This is a genomic window from Streptomyces sp. NPDC058683 (assembly GCF_042716195.1).
Taxonomy (GTDB): Bacteria; Actinomycetota; Actinomycetes; order Streptomycetales; family Streptomycetaceae; genus Streptomyces.
Genome location: NZ_JBHXSK010000002.1, coordinates 179,880 through 199,697, shown reverse-complemented (window position 1 = coordinate 199,697; position 19,818 = coordinate 179,880). Strand labels below are relative to the sequence as shown.

Sequence of the window (19,818 nt, the reverse complement as noted above, 5' to 3'; positions counted from 1 at the left end):
GGGCTGCCTCACAATGCGATGTCGATGTCGATGTCGATGACGATGCCGCCGAGCAGTCCGCGCTTGGCCGGCAGATAGTCGGCGTGCACCAGGCGGCGGCCCACCGGGACGGATGTGCCGCCCGCGGTCACGGTCTCGGTGGCGGTGTCCGGGTCGCTCTGGTGCAGCTCGTGTTCCTCGACCAGGAACCGGTAGCGGACGAGCAGTTCGGTGGGGCGGTCGGGGAAGTCCACCGCCCAGGCGAAGCCGGCGCCGTCCGGCCGGCAGGTCAGCTCGACCGGGTCGCCGACCGCAACCCAGTCGAGTTCGCCGCCGGCCGCCAGCTTCTGCAGGGTGGCCCGGACCCGCCGGCTACCGGCCACTGCGGCCGGCCCCGTGCCGGTCCGCCGGCCGACGTCGTTCCAGGTGGTCGGGCCGGACAGCTGTAGCCGTGCCCGGTTGCCGACCGTGGTGGCGGTGACGGTCCGGGGCGGCGGCAGCTGGCCGAACTCGGCGACCACCGCCTTCGACAGCTCCAGGCCCGGCAGGGCGAAGGGCTGGTAGCGGGCGACCGCGAGGCGCAGGAACGGGAAGTAGGCGGTGGGCCCGGCGGCGGCCAGGTCCACGTCGACGTCGACGTACCAGAGGCGGCGGTCCGCGTCGTATCGCGGTGTGTACGCGGCGACGGACACGGTGAGCGGGGTGGCGCCGGTGGACTCGGCGAGCGGCAGGCCGGTCGCCGTGGCGGCGGGGTTCGGGAAGTTGGCCGCCGAGGGCGCGGGCATGGCCGTGGTGTCCGCCCATACGGGGTCGATGCCCCAGCGCGTGGCGTACTCGTCCGGCAGCCGGCCGCCCGGATCCAGGAGTACGGCGAGCATCTCGTCGTCGCCGGAGGAGTACCACGGGCGGTTCAAGTAGAGCCGCAGACCGGCCGGTTGCCGGGTCCGGGTCACCGTGCGGGTGTCCCGGTCGACCGCCGTGGACCAGCGGAACGTGGGCACGACATGGCTGACGTCGGGCGGCTCGGGGCGCCGCGAGCTGGGCACGGGCACCGCGACGCCCGGTCCGGTCCGGGTGACCAGCTTCGGGTCGTCGGTGATGGTCGGATGGAAGTACTCACGGAACCGCGTCATCGCGATCGGCGTGTAGGTGAGGTTCCGGTGCCGGGTGTCGCCGAACTCGTGGGAGACCGAGGCGGGAACGAAGTCGGAGTCCGCCGGGACGGTCGTGTCCGCCAGATGGGCCAGATGGCCGAAGCGTTGCGGCCCCGCCTGGGTGACGTCGTCCACCCACTCGCTCCAGGTGCCCTCCACGGCTACCGTGGCGGTGCTCTCCCCGTGCACCAGCAGGGCGCCGTCGATCAGCGCGGACGTCTGTTCCGGATCCCGGTCGGCGTGCGGCCTGTCCAGCTCCGGCGGCCGCAGCGGCTTCTCCACCGCGTGCACCAGGTCCAGCCGTACCCAGGGGGTGAGCAGCCAGTTCTCGCCGGCCGCGCTGAGCCGCGTGATCAGGTCCCGGTCGCGCTGCGGGAGCCCGGCCCAGTACTCGGAGCGGGTCAGCAGGGTCCACTGGTTGAGCAGCGGCAGATCGGCGGGGTCGAGGTAGCAGCTGAGGTAGACACGGGCGGTCTCGCTCTTCGTCAGGTACACGGTCAGCCGGCGCCACAGCGGGGTGTCCTCGGCCCGCGGTTCGTCGTCGCCCTCCTCGACGCGCAGCACGAACGGCTTGGCCTGCGGCCAGGGGCCGGTGAACGGGAAGAGGTAGTTGCCGGTGGTGCCGGGCAGACCGCGCAGGCAGACACCCCGGGCGAGCGGGTCCGGCAGGTAGGGCAGCAGCAGCTGGTCGCGGTCGTGGATCACGAACTCGCCGGTCTTCAGGCCCGCGCCCCGATGGGCGAGCGGCAGCGCGGTCAACGGCTCGGTGTCGTGGACGCTGTGCTTCGCCACCCGGATCTCGTGGAACCGCAGCAGGTCGGTGGTGTCGTCGGGGTCCTCGGGGTCACTGACCACGGTGTCCAGGAACGACCCCGACTCCCGGGCGGCGGAGGCGAAGTAGCGCCGGCGCACCTCCTCGGCGACGTCCGGGCCGAACGCCGGGTCGTAGCAGCCGTGTTCCTCGGCCATGCGCAGCGCGCACTTGGGCGGTGCGATGTGCCGCTCGTCCCGGTAGCCGTAACCGCGGTCCAGATGGTCCACACCGGTGTCGGTGCCATGGTCCGGGACCTGGGCGCGCCGCACGCTGTACGACAGCGCCGAGATCTCCGTACCGTCGTCCTCGACGGTGCTCCGGATCACCAGCCGCTCCGTGGACTCGCCCTCGTTGAAGGGCTTCTTCGGTACGACCACGGGCTGTGGCACCGGCTCCCAGCGCCGGTAGGCGAGGGCGGGCGTGGCCAGCTCGTCGGGGATCTCGTCGGTACCGTCCAGGCTGTTGCCGGCCAGGTCGACGGCGCGCGCCCGCAGCCGGTAGGTCCGCCCGTAGCGCAGGGCGGGCAGGCTGCCGGGCCGGGCCGTGAACCGGGTCTCCAGCGGCACGTCCGGGGAGACCTCGGGCGCCACCGCCTCCGGCTGGTCCTGGAGGTTGATCGTCCTGCCGGGGCGGGCCGCGACCAGGCTCCAGCCCTCCCAGCCGAACAGCGCCTGATGGCCGTAGAGTTCGTCGGCCCCGGGGGACCGCTTGGTCACCGCGCTGGTCTTCACCTGGCCCTCGTCGGGCCGGACGGCGAGCGGCACGGGCGCCTCGCCGGGCCGCCGGACGGTGTAGGTGCCCTGCCGCCGGCACAGCGAGTGCCAGCTGTGCACCTCCCCGGTCGGGTCGGCGACACCGACATCCACCCGGTAGCCGCGCACCAGGTCCTCGGCGTACAGCCGGGGGTCGGCGGCGGTCGCGACGCGCTCGCCGTCGGCGCCGATCCGGCCCGCCAGCCGGTGGTCGCCCTCGGCACACAGCACGGTGAGCCCGCTGCCGCGCGCCGCCGGGGTGCCGGTGCCCAGCTGTTTGCGGGCCGGGGCCGTGTCGTCGAGGGCGCCCTGGTCCAGGCCGTGGACCGCCCGGGCGTAGTCGACGTACTTCAGGGCCGCGCCGTCCACGTCGAGGTCGGTGACCTGGAAGGCGTCGGAGCCGAGGTTCAGCATCCGGGTGCGCAGGACGTCCTCGTCGGCGGGCAGCGGCTCGAACCGGCTTCCCGGCCGGTAGCGCACCCTGGTCGCCGGGCGCAGCCCGGGGGCGTGCAGCCGGTCCTGGTCCGGGTGTCCGGCGAAGGAGACCTGGACCGCCCCCTCGTCGGCCAGGCCGGGCGGCGCGGTGAAGACCAGGTCGACGACGAGCCCGAACCTGCGCTGCAGTTCGGGGTAGTCGGCGAGCAGGGTGCACGCCTCGTGGAAGTCGACGCGGTGCGGCTCGGGTGCGGGTTCCGGCGCGGCCGGGCGTGCCGCCGACGGCGGTGTGCGGTCGAAGAAGCGGTGGGCCTCGGCGAACGCGAAGGTCTTGGCCCGCGCCTCGTAGTCCGGATTGCCGGTGCGCCGCATGACCCTCGGGGTGTACGGCGACTCGTCGGCGGCGGTAGGGGGACCGGCGCCGAGCAGGGTGTCGAGGGCCCGGTAGGCCTCGCCGGGGTCGAGCGCGAGGTCCTTCACCCCTTGGCCGATCAGGTCCAGGACCGCACCGGTCGAGGGGAACTTCCAGCCCTGGTCGAGGTCCGGGTCCGGCGGGCCGCACTCGCTCAGCTCCTCCGCGGCGGCCTCCAGCCGCAGGCGCTGCGCCGTGGTGGCGACCGCGACCTCCCGGTACAGGCCGGTGACCTCGGTGTGCACCGCGGCGGCCGGGTAGGAGCGGAGGGTCTGCCGGCCAGGGACTGCGGTGGCCGTCTTCCGGCCCGGGGCCCGCACCGGGGTGCTGTCGCGGAACAGCGCGGTCCAGGCGCCGCTGTCCGCGGCCGGAAACCGGTCCGCGGGGGTGACGGAGGTGACCGTGGCGATCACCGAGTCCCCCGAACCGCCGTAGAAGTCGAGGGAGATGTGGTCGAGGAGACCGCGCAGTGCCGTCGGCCAGTCGCCCATCCCCTCGTAGTCACCCAGACGTGCGGATCCGGTGAGCAGCGGGGTGACCAGGACGGAGACGCGCAGGAGGTCCTGGCCGGCCGGATCCCTGCCGGCGACTCCGTCGGGGAGCACGGTCCAGCGCAGGTCGCGTCGTACGGTCACGGGGTCACCCCCGCGAAGGCGGTGCAGTACTCGAACACGGGGTCCCGTTCTTCTCCGGTCACCGGGTCGGGGTAGACGGTCATCAGGTCGGCGAAGGACGGTGGGACGACCGGCGGCGGATCGGCGTCGGAGGGCAGCAGCGGGGCGGGAGCCGTACCCGAGCCGGCGAACCGCTTCTCGCAGGTGATCTCCACCGACTCGGAGAAGAAGCCGATCTCGATGCTGATGCTCAGGGTGGCCCGGCCGACCGCGTAGCCTTCGCTGTAGCCGAGTTCCAGATACAGCTCGATGGAGGCGGAGACCAGGCCGAGCACGTCGACCTCGCCGCGGGCCCGCAGATAGCCGACCAGTTTCACGCCCTTCTCGGCGTCCAGCCGGAAGTACACCCCGGCCATCACCGAGAGACTTCCGCTGGCCACCCCGAAGTTCATGGACACCGCGGCGCCGAACTCCAGGGCCGCCTCCAGCACCGTGATCTCCTGGGCGGAGAGCACGATGCCGAAGTATCCGCCGCCGCCCAGCATGGAGACGGTCAGCCGGAACGGCGCCTCGCGTCGGCAGAACGCGAAGCCGACCTCCAACGCGCCGCCGACGAACGGCACTTGGAGGGAGGCGCTGAGCGCGATGTTCTCCAGGCTGAACACGCCGACCGCGGCGCTCGGCAGCGGCATCGAGTAGTTCGCCGTGATACCGGAGGCGGTCACCTCGATCGCCGGCGGGTCGCTGAAGCCGTCCAGCGGGATCAGCTGCCGCAGGGTCTCCACGAACGACAGCTCGTTGACGAACCGGACGTGCCCGAACTTCACCTCGATGTCCGGCTTCTTGCCGATCCGCATGGTGAAACGGATCAGCTCGAAGTGGAGTTCCAGGCCCGTCAGTACACCGGGCACCAGGAACAGGTCGAAGTTGGAGAGCGTGCAGGTGACATCGGCGCCCTGGGGCACGCCCTCGCTCAGCGCCCCGCGCCGGTCCACCACCAGGGTGAGGTGCCCGGCAGGTCCGTCGGGCAGGTGGAAGACGGGGTCCGTGCCGTCCGGCCAGTCGTGGAGGTCGGGCGCCCATTCCATTCGGGCGTTCACCACCTCGGCCAGCTTGGCCCCCTTGGCGGCGAGTTGGACCGCTTCCTTGAGGGCGAGGGCGCCGCTCACGGTGTCGTCCCAGGTCGCCACCTGTTGCTGCACCCGTTGCAGGACGGCGCGGACGCCGGGGTCGGTGGCGGCGGGCAGGCTGGTACGGAGGTCGGTCAGCGCCGAGGAGAAGACATGGAACGCGTTCTCCACGTCCTCGAGCCGGGATGCCTCCTCGTCCCCCTTGAGCTGGCCGACGATGAAGTCCACCAGGGTGTCGGCGAAGATCGCCGCCGCGTCGGTGGCTCTGATCACCAGGTCGGCGATCTCCGGGAACTGCCGTTCCAGCGCGGCGGTGAGTCCGCGCACCCGGCGCAGATCGCCCAGGAAACCGGTGACGGCGTCGACCGTCTCGGAGAAGAAGCCGGGTGCCTGGAGGTTGTCCAGTCCGGTCGCCCTGAGCAGGTCCGCCAACGGGACGACGCCGAACAACCGGGCGTTCTTGCCGAGCAGTTGGCCGAAGAACGCCGTCGGGTCGAAGCGGCCGTCCGCGATCGCGGACCAGTCGTACTCCAGGGTGTCCGATGCGTCGGCGCCCGCCGCGCGGGGCAGTTGTGGGGCGGCGACCGGGCCGGTCAGCCGGGAGACGCCGGCCACGTCGAAACTCGGCGTCACCAGTGCGCCGGACTGGTCGGCCGAGTGGTGGAAGGACATGGGCGCGGTGTAGAGGGCGAGTTCGGTGAAGAGCTCACCGCTGTTGCCGTCCTCGAAGGCGTGCTTCGCGTAGGGGGCCGGGTAGCGCAGCGGCAGCGCCGACCTGAAGCCGCTCAGGGACCGCACCTGCGGCAGCACCCCGCGCGCCCAGCGCAGCCGGGGGACGAACCGAGGGGCCTCCTCGCTGTCCCCGGCCAGCAGTTCGGCGGTGGTCTCCATGCCCCACACGGTCTCGGCGAGTTCGAGCGCGGTGTCGCCCGGTGTGGTGCTCGGGGCCATCGCCACCGACTGGCCGCGCAGTGCCGCGGTCACCCGCCCGATCGTCCCGGTCCCGTCCGGCGGCCCCGAGGTGGGGCCGGTGTCCTGCCGGTTGTAGCGCTCGACGACGGTGGTCACGTCGTCCGGGGACTCGTGTGCCGTCTTCCCCAGGAACAGCAACGGGACCTGGAACTCCACCAGCCTGCCGTCCCGGTCCACGGCGCTGACGGAGAACCGGAAGGCGTCCTCGGGGCGTTCCGGGTCCTTGCCGTCCGGCACCGGGAAGAAGGCGTGCTCGCCCGGCAGGACGCCGTCCAGGTTGACGGGTTCGGCGAGATCCGGGGTCACCGAGGTGAGCAACTGCACGCTGGTGAAGGGGAACAGCAGGTGCAGCCGGTCCCGGGGCGGCTCGCCGGGCCCCAGCACCTCCCGGTCGTAGCTGATGACCGGCTCGCGTACGACGATGTACATCCGCTGGCAGAGATAGGCGCCGTTGTCCGGACGGCTGTGGTCGAACTTGCGCTCCGTGACCTTGACCAGTTCGGCCCGGTGCCCGAAGGGGCACAGCCGGCCGGCGTACATGACCCGCACGTAGTGGTCGCGGCCGAGGGACGCGCGGTGCCGCCACTGGGTGACGTCGAGACCGGCCGGCGGTCTCGGCCAGCGGCCGGTCGAGTCCAGGCCGCCGCCGAGGCTGGACAGGGTCAGCCGGGTCAGGTCCACCGGCTCCGGCGGCCGGTCGCCGGTGAGCGCGAAGTTCGAGGTGAGGTGGACCAGTTGGTGGCGGTCGCGGGAGTCCAGCGCCATGCGGAACTCGTACTGGCCCGCCGGGGGCGGCGTGACCCGGTCCGGAGCGAAGCCGGGGTCCCGGGTCCATACGGCCCGCGCGGACTCCTGGCGCAGCCCGGTGTGCCAGAGGGCGACCCGCTCCTGTGGCTGCGGCGGGTCGAGCGCGACGGTGTGCGTCCAGCGGGCGTCCTGGGTCGGCGACAGCAGCAGGCGGTACGGCAGTTCGATGCCGGTGCGCGGGTCGGCGGGGTCGGCGAGGGGGTTCTGCGGGCCGGGCGGCGGCTGGGCCGGGGCGGCGGTCGGCGGGCCGCCGGCTCCGGTCAGCGCGGACAGCGCGTTCTCCGCGCCGTACCGTGCGGTGAGTTCGGCCAGCGTGCGGACCGCTCGCAGGACATGTGCGGCAGGCCGGCCGGCCAGGGTCTCGGCGAGCCGTGCGGTGGCGGCGGGTGCGGCGGGCGCCCGCGCGGCGTCGACCACGCGCAACGGCAGGGTGCGCATCGCGGTCAGCAGACCGGCGGCCGAGTAGTCGATCCGGTCCTGCGCGCCGACGGCGAAGACCAGGGCGCTGCGCCCGGCGATCCGGGCGCGCACGGGTGGTGCGGTGTGGGGTTCCCCCGTGACCGGGCCGCCCTCGGCGGGCAGTCCGGGGGAGGTCTCGAAGAACGCCTGCTCGGTGAGGTGCTGAGGGCCGAGGTCGACCACGATCCAGCCCTCGACCGCCGGGTCGGCTCGCTGGAGTGTTCGCCTGCCGAGCAGGGGATCGTCGAGGCGCAGCCCGGGAAAGGCGAACCTCAGGTCCAGCAGATCTTCCGCGCGTAACAGCCTGATCGGTGCCGGAGTGGGATTCGATGAGGTCACCAGCCGCTCCTGCCCGGGTGAAGGGAGTCCGCCCCGAGCGACGACCGTAGCCTCGGCCCAACATGTAGATCAATGTGCTCATTCACTCGTAAGGGTGATGTTGGGTCGAGGTGCATCCGAACGAGTGAATGAGGTTCAAGCGTCTTGACGGGGTTCAGGTGACGCGACCGGCATGCATAGCTTGCGGACTCCGGTACGGCGCCGCACCCCCCACCCCGACGTAGCGTGAGCCCGTCACCGTATGCCCGCCCGCAGTACCGGGAGTCCCCGATGGCCCGCTCCGAAGCCCGCGTCACCACCGACCGCCCCGCCCGCTACGCCAAGCAGCTCGCCGCACACCTCGGCCGGCGCTCCCGGACCAGCTGGGACGAGGAGACCGGCACCGGCGGGATCGTCTTCCAGAACGGCACCGGCACCCTCACCGCCACCGAGGGCGCCCTGCTGCTCACCGTGGAGACGGACCCCGAGAACCTCGATCTCCTGGAGGGCGTCGTCGGCCGCCATCTGGTCCGCTTCGGCGCCCGCGACGAACTCCTCGTGGAGTGGCACCGCGACAACGGCGAGCCGGGCACCACCCAGCGCAACCCCGAGGACCCGACGCCGCACTGAGCTAGTCGAACTGGCTCGGCAGCGGTGCCGGGGTCTTGCCGGACAGGACGTCCTTGAGGCGCTGGGCGCCGGTCTGCACGGCCAGCGCGGTGCTGTCGTGGTCGACACCGGACAGGCCCCCGTTGGTGACCGCCGCCCCGGAGGCGCCGATGCGCAGCACCGCCACGTCCGTGGTGTAGGTGGCGGACTGGCCGTTGGCGTTGCCCTGGACGGTCACCGTCAGCGCCTCGCGCGCGTCGCCCGACTTCGGCACCTTCGCCGAGACGACCTGCACGGTCCTCTTCCCGCCGTCCTTGCCCGTGGCCGTGAACTGGGCGCACTCGTCCGGCAGCGTCTTCAGCCAGGCCAGCGTGGCGTCCAGGTTCGCCGAGCCGTAGTCGCCGACCTGGTACAGCATCCGGGCGTCCTCCGAGGTGAACCCGCGCAGCCCGGAGGCGCCGGAGGCGCGGCCGAGGAGGCTGTCGGAGTAGAGGCCGTCCAGAAGGTGCTGGCAGTCGGCGGCGTCGGACTTGGCGGTGAGGAAGTCGGCCACGTCGACCTTGCCGATCAGCATCGTGTTGCGCCAGGTCGCCGCGTCGGTGGCCAGCTGCCAGTTGTCCTCGATGTCGGCCGGTGTGATCAGCGCGGCCTGCGCGCCCGCCCCGGTGAGAGCGGGGGTCGCCGACGGGGACGCGGGGGAGTGCTCGCCGGCCGGCGAGACGGGCACGGCCTCGGGGCTGCCGCTCCCGTCCGTACAGGCCGCCGTGGCGAGCAGGGTCCCCACCGCCAGGGCCGAGACCAGAACACGCACGGGTCGGGACGGACGGATCATCGCGACTGCCTCCTCGGGAACGCGGTCCGTCGCTCCGCGGGGCAGCGGTGCTGCGTCACTCCGCGGGCGACGGCGGTACGTCCCTCCACGCCACCATCCGGCACCGCCGCCGACCACCCGCGCGTGTCGTTCGGGTGAGCGTCATGATCCGGGAGCCGTGATCCGCACCTTCCGGCTGCCGCAGCGCGGGCACACCGCGTCGGTGAGCGGCGACCGCACGGCCCGGCCGGCCTCGTCGACGTACTCCAGGGTGCTCTGCAGGTCCGGGTCGGCGATCGGGTCGGTGAAGAACACCGCCTGGAAGGTCGCCTCCCAGGCCTCGCCGCACCGCCCGCAGCCGAACGCGAAGGTCTCGGGCACGGCACCGGGCACGGGTCCGGGACCCGGGGGCTCGCTCATCGCATCCGGCTCCTGTCGCTCGGCCTGCGTCTCCAGCGGACCGCCGCTTCCGCCCGGCGGCAAGCCGGGGCCGGGTGTCCCAGGCGTGGACGCCCTCTTGACGGCACGCGGAGGCCGATCGACACTCCAGGTGGGAATCCTAGTGAAAAGGTAGGGAAAGATGGGTCGGCTGCGCACGGTCACCGGCAGACAGCGCCGAGAGAGCCGTACGCCCTGCCCCGTCCCGCTGCTCACCTCCCGCCTGCACATCGACCTGCTGCGTGTGTGCAGCGCCATCAGCCGTACCGGCTGAACCCCCGCTCCCGGCCGTACCGGCCGAGCGCCCGCCGTCGGCCGCATCCGCCGAACGCCCACCCACCGACGAACGCTTCCGCCGCGCGTACGTCCGCGCGTCCGCACCCCCGGGGAGACGTATGTCCATCACTCCGCTCGCCGCCCTCCCGTCCGTCCGGACCACCCCCGCCTTCCGAGGGCGCATCGGCCGGGACGCGCGCAGCGGCCACTACGCCGTGCCGCGCCGCTACCGGCTCCACCTCGCCACCGCCTGTCCCGCCGGCCTCCGCATCGCCGTCGGTCACAGCCTGCTGGCCCTCGACGACTGTTGTCCGGTCACCTATCTGCCCGCCCTCCCGGACGGTCCGGACGGGAGCCACACGGCGCTGCGCCCGCTGTACGAGGCGAGCGCCCACCACTACTCGGGACCGGCCCTCGCACCCGTGCTCAGCGACGACTGGTCCGGCCGTATCGTCAGCACCCACAGCCGCGACATCCTGCGCGACCTGGACCGCCACTTCGGCGACGGCGTCACCCGGCTGTACCCGTGCGGTGCCGAGGCCGCGATCGAGGCGGTCGAGCGGCTGTGCGCCGAGGACATCGAGCAGGCGGCCCAGCACGCCGGCCGAGAGGGCGGCGACCCGGAGGCGCTGGAGGTGCTGCTCGCCGCCCTGGACGAGCTGGAGCGCCGGCTGACCGGGGCGGAGTTCCTGGTCGGCGGGCAACTCACCGCGGCGGACGTCGAGTTGTGGGTGACCCTGGTACAACTCGACACCGTGCACCGCAACCACCTGGACGCCTCCGCCGTGCACCGCATCGCCGGCCACCCGGTGCTGTGGGCCTACGCCCGCCGGCTGGCCGCCCATCCGGCCTTCGGCGCCCACCTCGACCTCGACGGCATCGCCCGCCGCCACCACGGCCGTTGCCAGGGCCTGGAAGCCGCCGGCGCGGCCGTCCAGATCCTGGACTGGGCGGGCCACGCGGCGGACGCTCCCGGCGCTCCGCGCAGGTGAGAGCGGTCCGAACCGTTTCGCCAGTCGGACAGGCGTTGACATTCGTTCGGGCAACTGCGTTACTTGCGGACCAGAACGGTCAAGAGCGTCAGCATCAAGCCCTGGCTTGCTGACCGGCAACCCTCGCATCGCGGTGGGGTGCCCCAGGTGACGACCGGACCGATGACGTTTCGGCAAGCGACGATTCGGTAAGCGCGAGGCCCCCCGGGGGGGCCAGCATGACAGTGACAGGTGACGGACATGTACGCAGTTTCCGGGACGGCCCAGCGCCGCACCTCGGGCTGCGTACACCCGTATCCGAGCCCGCTCGTCGCGGACCGCGTCGTCGACCTGCTCCGTGTCAACAGCGCCCTGTGTAGCGCGTGTACCGCACCGGGCTGTGCCCGCTGCCGGGTCTGACCAGGCTTTTCGCCGGCTTCCCGCAGCTTCGCGCCTCAGCGTCCCCGTCGAGACACCGGCCGCCCGGTGTGCCGCCGTCCGCCCAGCCCCCCTGCCCCGCGCGCCCCCGTGCACCGTGCCGCCCGCCCGCAGGTGGCCCGGTCGTGCGGTCCCGGCCGTGGGACCCGGGGTGACCGACTCCGCCGGAGCCCGCCATGACCGAACCCCCAGGCACCGTGTCCCTCGCCGAGGCACCGCCGCCCACTGACGAGACGTCAAAACCCTTTAGAACACAGCGAGTTCAGCCGCTGCGCCGCCCCGGCCGGTGGATCGCCACGGCCGTCGTCCTGGTGGTCGTCGCGCAGTTCGCGCACGGACTGGCCACCAACCCCTTCTACCAGTGGGACCGGTTCCGCTACTGGTTCCTGCGGCCCACCATCCTCGACGGGCTCGTCATCACCCTCGAAGTCGCCGCGCTCAGCGCCGTGCTGGGCCTCCTCGGCGGCGTCGTGCTGGCCGTCGCCCGGCTCTCCGGCAGCCCCGTGCTGCGGGCGGTGAGCTGGACCTACACCTGGCTGTTCCGCTCGATCCCGCTGATCGTCCTGCTGATCTTCCTCTACAACTTCTCCGCCCTGTACCAGACGTTGAGCCTGGGCGTGCCCTTCGGCCCGTCCTTCGTCAGCTTCGACGAGACGAAACTCGCCACCGACCTGGTGGTCGCCGTGATCGGCCTCAGCCTCAACGAGGCGGCCTACGCCGCCGAGGTGGTGCGCGGCGGCATCCTCTCCGTCGACCAGGGCCAGCACGAGGCGGCCGCCGCACTCGGCCTGCCCAAGAGCTACCAGTTCACCCGGATCGTCTTCCCGCAGGCCCTGCGCTCCATCGTGCCGAACTACGTCAACCAGCTCATCGGGCTGATCAAGGGCACGTCCCTGGTGTTCTACGTCTCGCTGCTCGACCTCTTCGGCTCGGTGCAGTCCATGGGCAGCACCTATCCCGGTGACATCGTGCCGCTGCTGCTGGTGGCCACCGTCTGGTACCTGATCCTCACCAGCGCCGTCTCCGTCGTCCAGTTCTACGTCGAGCGGCACTTCGCCCGCGGCGCCACCCGCACGCTGCCGCCGACCCCCCTCCAGAAACTCCGCACCGGCCTCGGCGACCTGCGGGAACGGATACGCCGGGAGGCCGCCGCATGACCACCGCACCGGACATCGCGCCCGCCGCCCTGGAGATCCACGAGGTCCACAAGTCGTACGGCGCCCACCGCGTCCTCGACGGCGTCGACCTGACCGTCCGCCCCGGCGAGGTCACCGTCATCCTCGGTCCGTCCGGATCCGGCAAGTCCACGCTGCTGAGGGTGGTCAACCACCTGGAGAAGCCCGAGAGCGGCTACGTCAGCGTCGGCGGCGAACTGGTCGGCGTGAAGCGCCACGGCGACCGGCTCAAGGAGCTGAGCGAACGCGCCATCCTGGCCCAGCGCAGCCGGATCGGCTTCGTCTTCCAGAACTTCAACCTGTTCCCGCACCTGACGGTCCTCGACAACGTCGCGGCCGCCCCCGTCGCCACCGGAAAGCTGACCAGGCCCGAGGCCCAGCGGCTGGCCAAGGAACTCCTCGAACGGGTCGGCCTCGGCGAGCGCGTCGGCGCCTACCCGCGGCAGCTGTCGGGCGGCCAGCAGCAGCGCGTCGCCATCGCCCGCGCTCTCGCGCTGCGCCCCGGCATCATCCTCTTCGACGAACCGACCTCCGCGCTCGACCCCGAGCTGGTCGGCGAGGTCCTCGCCGTCATCAAGGACCTGGCCTCCAGCGGCACCACCCTGGTGATCGTCACCCACGAGATCGGCTTCGCCCGCGAGGTCGCCGACCGGATCGTCTTCATCGACGCCGGAAGGATCGTCGAACAGGGCCCGCCCGCCGAGATCCTCGACAACCCGCAGCACGAACGGACCCGCGACTTCCTCCGCAAGGTCCTCTGAACCACCCCCTCCTGAACCCCCTGAACCACCCCCCTTTCACCTGTCACTGAGACACGAAGGACAGCCATGCCCACGCTCCTCTCCCGACGCAGCCTGATCCGCGGCCTCACCACGGCGACCGCCGTAGCGACCCTCGCCACCGGGCTCGCCGCCTGCGGGGGCGACAGCGACGCCGCGACCACGACCGACAGCGCCAAGAGCGGCGAGGTCGTCATCGGACAGGTCTCCAACGGCGCCGCCCAGCAGACCACCGTCAAGGTCTCCGAGGTCAAGTCCATCAGCGCCGAACTGCCCGCCGCCGTCCGCAAGAGCGGCAAGCTCGTCATCGGCGAGGGTGTCCTGCCCGCCGGATTCCCGCCGCTCGCCTACGTCGGCAGCGACCAGAAGACCCTCACCGGCTCCGAACCCGACCTCGCCCGGCTGGTCGCCGCGGTCTTCGGCCTCACGCCCGAGGTGAAGAGCTTCACCTGGGAGAACATGTTCGTCGGCATCGACAGCGGCAAGGTCGACGTGGCCCTCTCCAACATCACCGACACCGAGGAGCGCAAGAAGAAGTACGAGTTCGCGTCCTACCGGCAGGACAACCTCGCCTTCACGGTGCCGAAGAAGAGCACCTGGAACTTCGACGGCAACTACGAGAACCTCGCCGGTAAGACCGTCTCCGTCAGCGCCGGCACCAACCAGGAGAAGATCCTCCTGGAGTGGAAGGCCAAGCTGGCCAAGGAGGACAAGAAGCTCACGGTCAAGTACTACCAGGACAGCAACAGCGTCTACCTGGCCCTCAACAGCGGCAAGATCGACGCCTACCTCGGCCCCAACCCCGGCATCGCGTACCACAACCGGCAGACCGCCAACACGCCCAACGCCACCCGCACCGCGGGTACCTACTCCGGCGCGGGCGCCAGCCTCCAGGGTCTGATCGCGGCCACCGCGAAGAAGGACAGCGGCCTTGCCAAGCCGCTCGCCGACGCCATCAACTACCTGATCGAGAACGGCCAGTACGCCAAGTGGCTGGCCGCCTACAACCTCTCCAACGAGGCCGTCGCCAAGTCCGAGGTCAACCCGCCCGGGCTGCCGCTGGACAACTCCTGACCGGTCGCCGGCGGAGAACGTCACCATGACCGTTGCAGCATCCCGCGGCGTCCTGGACAACGCCGTCTGGTCCGCACTCGCCGGTCCGCACGCCCACCTCGCCGAGCGAAGCGAGATGGGGGTCCCCCCGGCCGAAGGCTGGGGGAGGCTGCGGCTGCCCGGCTGGACGGAGATCAGCGCGGTCTGCACCGACCCCGGACACCGGGGCCGGGGTCTGGCCACCCGGCTGGTGCGGGCCGTCGCCGCCGGCATCAGGGAGCGCGGTGACACGCCGTTCCTGCATGCCGCTCCGGGCAACGCCACGGCGATCCGGCTCTACCAGTCCCTCGGCTTCACCGAGCGGCTGCGCACCCGCACCCTGCTGGTGCGCAGCCCGGGAACAACCACGGACACCGGGCTGTTGTGAGTCACGACGAGATGTACACGCAGCAGGCCGGGAGGTGCGGGACGTGACACGTGTCCTCAGCCCCAGCCGCCGTACCGTCCTGCACTCCCGGCCGCACATCGACCTGGTGCGCGTGGCCGGCGCGCTCTGTTGTTCCTGACCCGTTGTCCTCGCCGCGCCCCTCTGCTCGCGCGCCCTCGTACGGACCTCCAGGAAGGCACCACTGTGTCCGCATCTCCTTCATCTCCCTCTCCCCTGCATCTCGCCGTCGCCCTCGACGGCATCGGCTGGCACCCCGCCTCCTGGCGCGAGCCGGTCGCCCGCCCCCGCGACCTGCTCACCGCCGGCTACTGGGCCGACCTGGCCGCCGAGGCCGAGCGCGGTCTGCTCGACTTCGTGACCATCGAGGACGGTCTCGGCCCGCAGTCCTCGCACTTCCTGGAGCCGGACGAGCGCACCGACCAGGTACGCGGCCGCCTCGACGCCGTGCTCATCGCCGCCCGGATCGCGCCCCTCACCCACCACATAGGTCTGGTGCCGACGGTGGTGGCGACCCACACGGAGCCGTTCCACATCTCGAAGGCGATCGCCACCCTCGACTACGTCAGCACCGGCCGCGCCGGGCTGCGCGTCCAGATCACCGCCCGTCCGAACGAGGCCGGCCACTTCGGCCGTCGTACGATCCCGCGCACCGAGGCCTACGACAGCCCGGTGGTGGCCGACCTGTTCGACGAGGCCGCCGACTACGTGGAGGCCGTGCGCCGTCTCTGGGACAGCTGGGAGGACGACGCCGAGATCCGCGACGCGGCCACCGGGCGCTTCATCGACCGCGACAAGCTGCACTACATCGACTTCGAGGGCCGCCACTTCAGCGTGAAGGGCCCCTCCATCACCCCGCGCCCGCCGCAGGGCCAGCCGCTGGTCACCGCGCTCGCCCACCAGACGATCCCGTACCGGCTGGTGGCCCGGCAGGCCGACCTCGGCTACGTCACCCCGCACGACACCGGTCAGGCCCGCGCGATCGTCGCCGAGATCCGCGCCGAGCAGGCGGCGGCCGGCCGGGCCGCCGAGCCGCTGCACGTCTTCGGCGACCTGGTGGTCTTCCTCGACGACACCGAGGCCCAGGCGACAGCCCGCCGGGAACGCCTGGACGAGCTGGCCGGGACGCCGTACACCGGCGACGCCCGGATCTTCGCCGGTACGGCGGCCCAACTCGCCGACCTCCTCGAGGAGTTCGCGGCGGAGGGGCTCACCGGCTTCCGGCTGCGGCCCGCCGTCCTCGGCCACGACCTGCCGCGCATCACCGAGGGCCTGGTACCCGAGCTGCAACGCCGGGGCCGCTTCCGGACCGCCTACGAGGCCGACACCCTGCGCGGCCTGCTCGGGCTCGCCCGCCCCGCCAACCGCTATGCCGCCGCCTGAGCCGGAAGGGACCGCACCCGACATGAGCAAGCCCCTGAAGCAGATCCACCTGGCCGCGCACTTCCCCGGCGTCAACAACACCACCGTGTGGAGCGACCCGGCCGCTGGCAGCCACATCGAGTTCAGCTCCTTCGTGCACTTCGCGAAGACCGCCGAACGCGCCAAGTTCGACTTCCTGTTCCTCGCCGAGGGGCTCAGGCTGCGCGAACAGGGCGGGAAGATATACGACCTGGACGTCGTCGGCCGCCCCGACACCTTCACGGTGCTGACCGCGCTGGCCGCCGTCACCGAGCACCTCGGGCTGACCGGCACCATCAACTCCACGTTCAACGAGCCCTACGAGGTGGCCCGCCAGTTCGCCAGCCTCGACCACCTCTCCGACGGCCGGGCCGCCTGGAACGTGGTCACCTCCTGGGACGCCTTCACCGGCGAGAACTTCCGGCGCGGCGGCTACCTGCCGCAGGACGAGCGCTACTCCCGCGCCAAGGAGTTCCTCGCCACCGCGCACGAGCTCTTCGACTCCTGGCGCGGCGACGAGATCCTCGCCGACCAGGTCACCGGCACCTTCCTGCGGGACGCCAAGGCCGGCTCCTTCGTCCACCAGGGCGAGCAGTTCGACATCCACGGGCAGTTCAACGTGCCGCGTTCCCCGCAGGGCCGCCCGGTGATCTTCCAGGCCGGCGACTCCGACGAGGGCCGGGAGTTCGCCGCCGCCGGTGCCGACGCGATCTTCAGCCGGTACGCCACCCTCGAAGGCGGCCAGGCCTTCTACACGGACGTGAAGTCCAGGCTCGCCAAGTACGGCCGCACCCCCGACCAGTTGCTGATCCTGCCGGCCGCCAGCTTCGTCCTCGGCGACACCGACGAAGAGGCGGCGGAGCTGGCTCGTCACGTGCGCCGCCAGCAGGTCAGCGGGGCCACGGCTCTCAAGCACCTGGAGTTCGTCTGGAACCGGGACCTGTCGTCGTACGACCCGGAGGGCCCGCTGCCCGAGATCGACCCGGACGTCAGCGCGGAGCACATCTCGCGCGGCCGGGCGCAAGTGCGGATGTACCGCGACCCGCTGGCCATCGCCCAGGAGTGGCGGGAGCTGGCCGCGGCCAACAAGTGGTCGATCCGCGACCTGGTCATCGAGACCGGCAACCGGCAGAACTTCATCGGCACCCCGGCCACCGTCGCCCGCACCATCAACGAGTACGTCCAGGCCGACGCCAGCGACGGCTTCATCCTCGTCCCGCACATCACCCCGGGCGGCCTCGACGTCTTCGCCGACCAGGTCGTCCCCCTCCTCCAGGAACAGGGCGTCTTCCGCACCGACTACGAGGGCCCCACCCTGCGCGACCACCTGGGCCTCGCGCACCCCGACGCACCGCGGGGCGAGCGGGTGGCGTCGTGAGATTCCTGGCGATCACCCTGATCGTGCACCGCCCGGATCCGGTCACGGGGACACAGAAGTCCACCCACGACCGGTTCCGGGAGGTCCTCGACAACGCCGTGCTCGCCGAGGAACTGGGCTTCGACGGGTTCGGGGTGGGGGAGCGGCACGAGCGGCCGTTCATCTCCTCCTCGCCGACGGTGGTGCTCAGCCATGTCGCCGCGCTCACCCGGCGCATCCGGCTCTTCACCGCCGTCACCACGCTCAGCCTGCTGGACCCGGTCCGCGCCTACGAGGACTACGCGACCCTCGACCACCTCTCCGAGGGCCGCCTCGACCTGATCATCGGCAAGGGCAACGGCACCGCCCAGCGCGAGCTGTTCCACGTCACGCCCGAGGACCAGTGGGACCGCAACGCCGAGAGCTACGAGGTGTTCCGGCAGCTGTGGCGGCAGGACAAGGTGACGGCGAAGACCCGGTTCCGGCCGGAGCTGACGGACGCCGAGGTCTGGCCGCGCCCCTACCAGCGGCCGGTCCGGGTCTGGCACGGCAGCGCCACCAGCAAGGAGTCCGTCGACCTCGCCGCCCGCTACGGCGACCCGCTGTTCTCCGCGAACGTCACCAACCCCATCGAGCCGTACGCCGAGTTGATCCGCTACTACCGGGAACGCTGGGAGCACTACGGCCACGACCCGGCGGACATCGCCGTCGGCGCGGGCACGGCCGGCCTCCTGGTGGCGCCCACCACCCAGCAGGCGCTGGCCGCCTACCGCCCGGTGTTCGAGGCGAACCTGGCCTTCTTCCGGCGGGCCGGGCTGCCGGTGGTCTTCGAGACCCTGGAGGACTTCGTCGAGCGCAGCTCGGCGCTGATCGGCAGCCCGCAGCAGGTCATCGAGAAAGTGCACCGCTACCACGAGCAGTTCGGGCACACGGTCCAGCATCTGCACGCCGACGCAGGCGGGCTGACGGATATTCAGCACCGCGACTCGCTGGAGCTGTTCCAGTCGGCGGTGGCACCGGTCCTGCGCAAGGACATCCCCGACCCACCGTTCCCGTGGGCACCCGTACTCCCGGCCGCCGAGGAGCCCGCACATGTCTGACATCCCGCTCGGCGTCCTCGACCTGGTGCCGGTCCCGAGCGGGGCCACCGCCGCCGACGCCCTGCGCAACTCCCTCGAACTCGCGCAGCGCACCGAGGAGTTCGGCTACTCCCGTTACTGGTTCGCCGAGCACCACCTCAACCCGGGCGTGGCCGGCACGTCCCCGGCGGTCGTCCTGGCGCTCACCGCCGCCGCGACCTCCACCATCCGGCTCGGCTCCGGCGCCGTACAGCTCGGACACCGCACCGCGCTCGCCACCGTCGAGGAGTTCGGCCTCCTCGACGCCCTGCACCCGGGCCGCCTGGACCTGGGCCTGGGCCGCTCCGGCGGCCGCCCGCCCGGGGAGAAGACGGAGAGCCCGACGGCGACCCCGGTGGTCGACGGCCGGGCACCCAACGGCCTGGTCGTCCCGCCCCGCATCTCCTTCGCCCGCCTCCTCGGCTCCCCGCGGATCGCGCTCCACCGCAAGCTGCTCCTGCTCCCGGGCGCCGAGTCCCAGGACTACGCAGAACAGATCGACGACATCCTCGCGCTGCTCGCCGGCACCTACCGCACCGAGGACGGCGCCGAGGCGCACATCGTCCCGGGGGAGGGCGCCGACCTCGAACTGTGGATCCTGGGTAGCAGCGGCGGCGAGAGCGCACAGGTCGCGGGTGCCCGGGGCCTGCGCTTCGCCGCCAACTACCACGTCAGCCCGGCCACGGTCCTGGAGGCGGTGGACGGCTACCGGTCGTACTTCCAGCCCTCGGACGACCTCGACAAGCCGTACGTCAGCGTCTCCGCCGACGTCGTGGTCGCCGAGGACGACGCCACCGCCCGCGAACTCGCCACCGGCTACGGCCCCTGGGTCCGCAGCATCCGCACCGCCGAGGGAGCCATCCCCTTCCCCACCCCCGACGAGGCCCGGGCCCACGTCTGGACGGACGAGGACCGGGAGCTGGTCCAGGACCGCCTCGACACCCAGTTCGTGGGCAGCCCGCAGCACGTCGCCGACCGCCTGGAACAGCTCCAGGAGGCCACCGGCGCCGACGAGTTGCTCATCACGACGATCACCCACGACCAGGCCGACCGGGTCCGCTCGTACGAACTCCTCGCGGCGGAATGGCGTCGGCGCTGAGG

At 72.0% G+C, this 19,818-nt stretch carries 15 protein-coding genes, 1 pseudogene and 1 riboswitch; of the genes and pseudogenes, 12 read left to right on the top strand and 4 right to left on the bottom strand.

What is annotated here, in order from left to right:
- Nucleotides 1-8: 8 nt before the first annotated feature.
- Together ACFWXC_RS02980 and ACFWXC_RS02975 are read right to left on the bottom strand one after the other, a co-directional pair.
- A complete protein-coding gene (locus ACFWXC_RS02980) occupies nt 9-4,181 on the bottom strand; it encodes a hypothetical protein (protein WP_384472025.1) in 4,173 nt (1,390 codons plus the stop codon).
- Complete coding sequence (locus ACFWXC_RS02975) at nt 4,178-7,867, bottom strand: hypothetical protein (RefSeq protein WP_384472022.1); 3,690 nt, start codon at nt 7,865-7,867, stop codon at nt 4,178-4,180. Before ACFWXC_RS02975 ends, ACFWXC_RS02980 begins: the two co-directional genes overlap by 4 nt.
- A 270-nt stretch (nt 7,868-8,137) precedes the next feature.
- On the opposite strand from ACFWXC_RS02975, the gene ACFWXC_RS02970 reads away from it, so the two are divergent.
- A complete protein-coding gene (locus tag ACFWXC_RS02970; protein ID WP_384472019.1) occupies nt 8,138-8,476 on the top strand; it encodes a DUF2218 domain-containing protein in 339 nt (112 codons plus the stop codon).
- Nucleotide 8,477: 1 nt separating this feature from the next.
- Here the strand turns inward: ACFWXC_RS02970 and ACFWXC_RS02965 are convergent, their stop codons facing one another.
- Nucleotides 8,478-9,287, bottom strand: a complete 810-nt coding sequence (locus tag ACFWXC_RS02965; protein WP_384472016.1) for a hypothetical protein — start codon at nt 9,285-9,287, stop codon at nt 8,478-8,480.
- A 141-nt stretch (nt 9,288-9,428) separates the two neighbouring features.
- Nucleotides 9,429-9,686: a hypothetical protein gene (locus tag ACFWXC_RS02960; RefSeq protein ID WP_384472013.1), complete on the bottom strand. Its 258-nt coding sequence runs from the start codon at nt 9,684-9,686 to the stop codon at nt 9,429-9,431.
- Between the two features lie 160 nt (nt 9,687-9,846).
- Here ACFWXC_RS02960 and ACFWXC_RS02955 point away from each other — a divergent pair, with 160 nt between their 5' ends.
- From ACFWXC_RS02955 to ACFWXC_RS02905, 11 genes and pseudogenes are all read left to right on the top strand, one after another.
- A complete protein-coding gene (locus tag ACFWXC_RS02955; RefSeq protein ID WP_351745813.1) occupies nt 9,847-9,978 on the top strand; it encodes a putative leader peptide in 132 nt (43 codons plus the stop codon).
- A gap of 121 nt (nt 9,979-10,099) precedes the next feature.
- Nucleotides 10,100-10,972, top strand: a complete 873-nt coding sequence (locus tag ACFWXC_RS02950; RefSeq protein WP_384472010.1) for a glutathione S-transferase C-terminal domain-containing protein — start codon at nt 10,100-10,102, stop codon at nt 10,970-10,972.
- Nucleotides 10,973-11,049: 77 nt separating this feature from the next.
- A riboswitch (SAM riboswitch) is annotated at nt 11,050-11,173 on the top strand.
- A gap of 392 nt (nt 11,174-11,565) precedes the next feature.
- Nucleotides 11,566-12,546 carry an amino acid ABC transporter permease gene (locus ACFWXC_RS02945; RefSeq protein ID WP_384472007.1) on the top strand — a complete coding sequence of 327 codons (981 nt, stop codon included), beginning with the start codon at nt 11,566-11,568 and terminating at the stop codon, nt 12,544-12,546.
- The gene (locus tag ACFWXC_RS02940) at nt 12,543-13,325 is read left to right on the top strand and encodes an amino acid ABC transporter ATP-binding protein (RefSeq protein WP_384472004.1); all 783 of its coding nucleotides are present in this window, start codon (nt 12,543-12,545) and stop codon (nt 13,323-13,325) included. Before ACFWXC_RS02945 ends, ACFWXC_RS02940 begins: the two co-directional genes overlap by 4 nt.
- 66 nt (nt 13,326-13,391) lie before the next feature.
- Nucleotides 13,392-14,417, top strand: coding sequence for a transporter substrate-binding domain-containing protein (locus ACFWXC_RS02935; protein ID WP_384472001.1), 1,026 nt, complete (start codon nt 13,392-13,394; stop codon nt 14,415-14,417).
- Nucleotides 14,418-14,562: 145 nt separating this feature from the next.
- Nucleotides 14,563-14,823: pseudogene (locus ACFWXC_RS02930) on the top strand (GNAT family N-acetyltransferase); the annotation flags it as partial.
- Nucleotides 14,824-14,866: 43 nt separating this feature from the next.
- Nucleotides 14,867-14,962 carry a putative leader peptide gene (locus ACFWXC_RS02925; RefSeq protein WP_351703418.1) on the top strand — a complete coding sequence of 32 codons (96 nt, stop codon included), beginning with the start codon at nt 14,867-14,869 and terminating at the stop codon, nt 14,960-14,962.
- Nucleotides 14,963-15,027: 65 nt separating this feature from the next.
- The gene (locus ACFWXC_RS02920) at nt 15,028-16,224 is read left to right on the top strand and encodes an LLM class flavin-dependent oxidoreductase (protein WP_384471998.1); all 1,197 of its coding nucleotides are present in this window, start codon (nt 15,028-15,030) and stop codon (nt 16,222-16,224) included.
- Between the two features lie 22 nt (nt 16,225-16,246).
- Nucleotides 16,247-17,620: an NtaA/DmoA family FMN-dependent monooxygenase gene (locus ACFWXC_RS02915; RefSeq protein WP_384471995.1), complete on the top strand. Its 1,374-nt coding sequence runs from the start codon at nt 16,247-16,249 to the stop codon at nt 17,618-17,620.
- A complete protein-coding gene (locus tag ACFWXC_RS02910) occupies nt 17,617-18,699 on the top strand; it encodes an LLM class flavin-dependent oxidoreductase (RefSeq protein WP_384471992.1) in 1,083 nt (360 codons plus the stop codon). Before ACFWXC_RS02915 ends, ACFWXC_RS02910 begins: the two co-directional genes overlap by 4 nt.
- Nucleotides 18,692-19,816 carry an LLM class flavin-dependent oxidoreductase gene (locus ACFWXC_RS02905; RefSeq protein ID WP_384471989.1) on the top strand — a complete coding sequence of 375 codons (1,125 nt, stop codon included), beginning with the start codon at nt 18,692-18,694 and terminating at the stop codon, nt 19,814-19,816. Before ACFWXC_RS02910 ends, ACFWXC_RS02905 begins: the two co-directional genes overlap by 8 nt.
- Nucleotides 19,817-19,818: the final 2 nt, after the last annotated feature.

Coding starts and splice junctions, on each gene's coding strand:
- ACFWXC_RS02970 (WP_384472019.1), top strand. CDS start 8,138: ATGGCCCGCTCCGAAGCCCGCGTCACCACCGACCGCCCCGCCCGCTAC.
- ACFWXC_RS02965 (WP_384472016.1), bottom strand. CDS start 9,287: ATGATCCGTCCGTCCCGACCCGTGCGTGTTCTGGTCTCGGCCCTGGCG.
- ACFWXC_RS02960 (WP_384472013.1), bottom strand. CDS start 9,686: ATGAGCGAGCCCCCGGGTCCCGGACCCGTGCCCGGTGCCGTGCCCGAG.
- ACFWXC_RS02955 (WP_351745813.1), top strand. CDS start 9,847: ATGGGTCGGCTGCGCACGGTCACCGGCAGACAGCGCCGAGAGAGCCGT.
- ACFWXC_RS02950 (WP_384472010.1), top strand. CDS start 10,100: ATGTCCATCACTCCGCTCGCCGCCCTCCCGTCCGTCCGGACCACCCCC.
- ACFWXC_RS02945 (WP_384472007.1), top strand. CDS start 11,566: ATGACCGAACCCCCAGGCACCGTGTCCCTCGCCGAGGCACCGCCGCCC.
- ACFWXC_RS02940 (WP_384472004.1), top strand. CDS start 12,543: ATGACCACCGCACCGGACATCGCGCCCGCCGCCCTGGAGATCCACGAG.
- ACFWXC_RS02935 (WP_384472001.1), top strand. CDS start 13,392: ATGCCCACGCTCCTCTCCCGACGCAGCCTGATCCGCGGCCTCACCACG.
- ACFWXC_RS02915 (WP_384471995.1), top strand. CDS start 16,247: ATGAGCAAGCCCCTGAAGCAGATCCACCTGGCCGCGCACTTCCCCGGC.
- ACFWXC_RS02905 (WP_384471989.1), top strand. CDS start 18,692: ATGTCTGACATCCCGCTCGGCGTCCTCGACCTGGTGCCGGTCCCGAGC.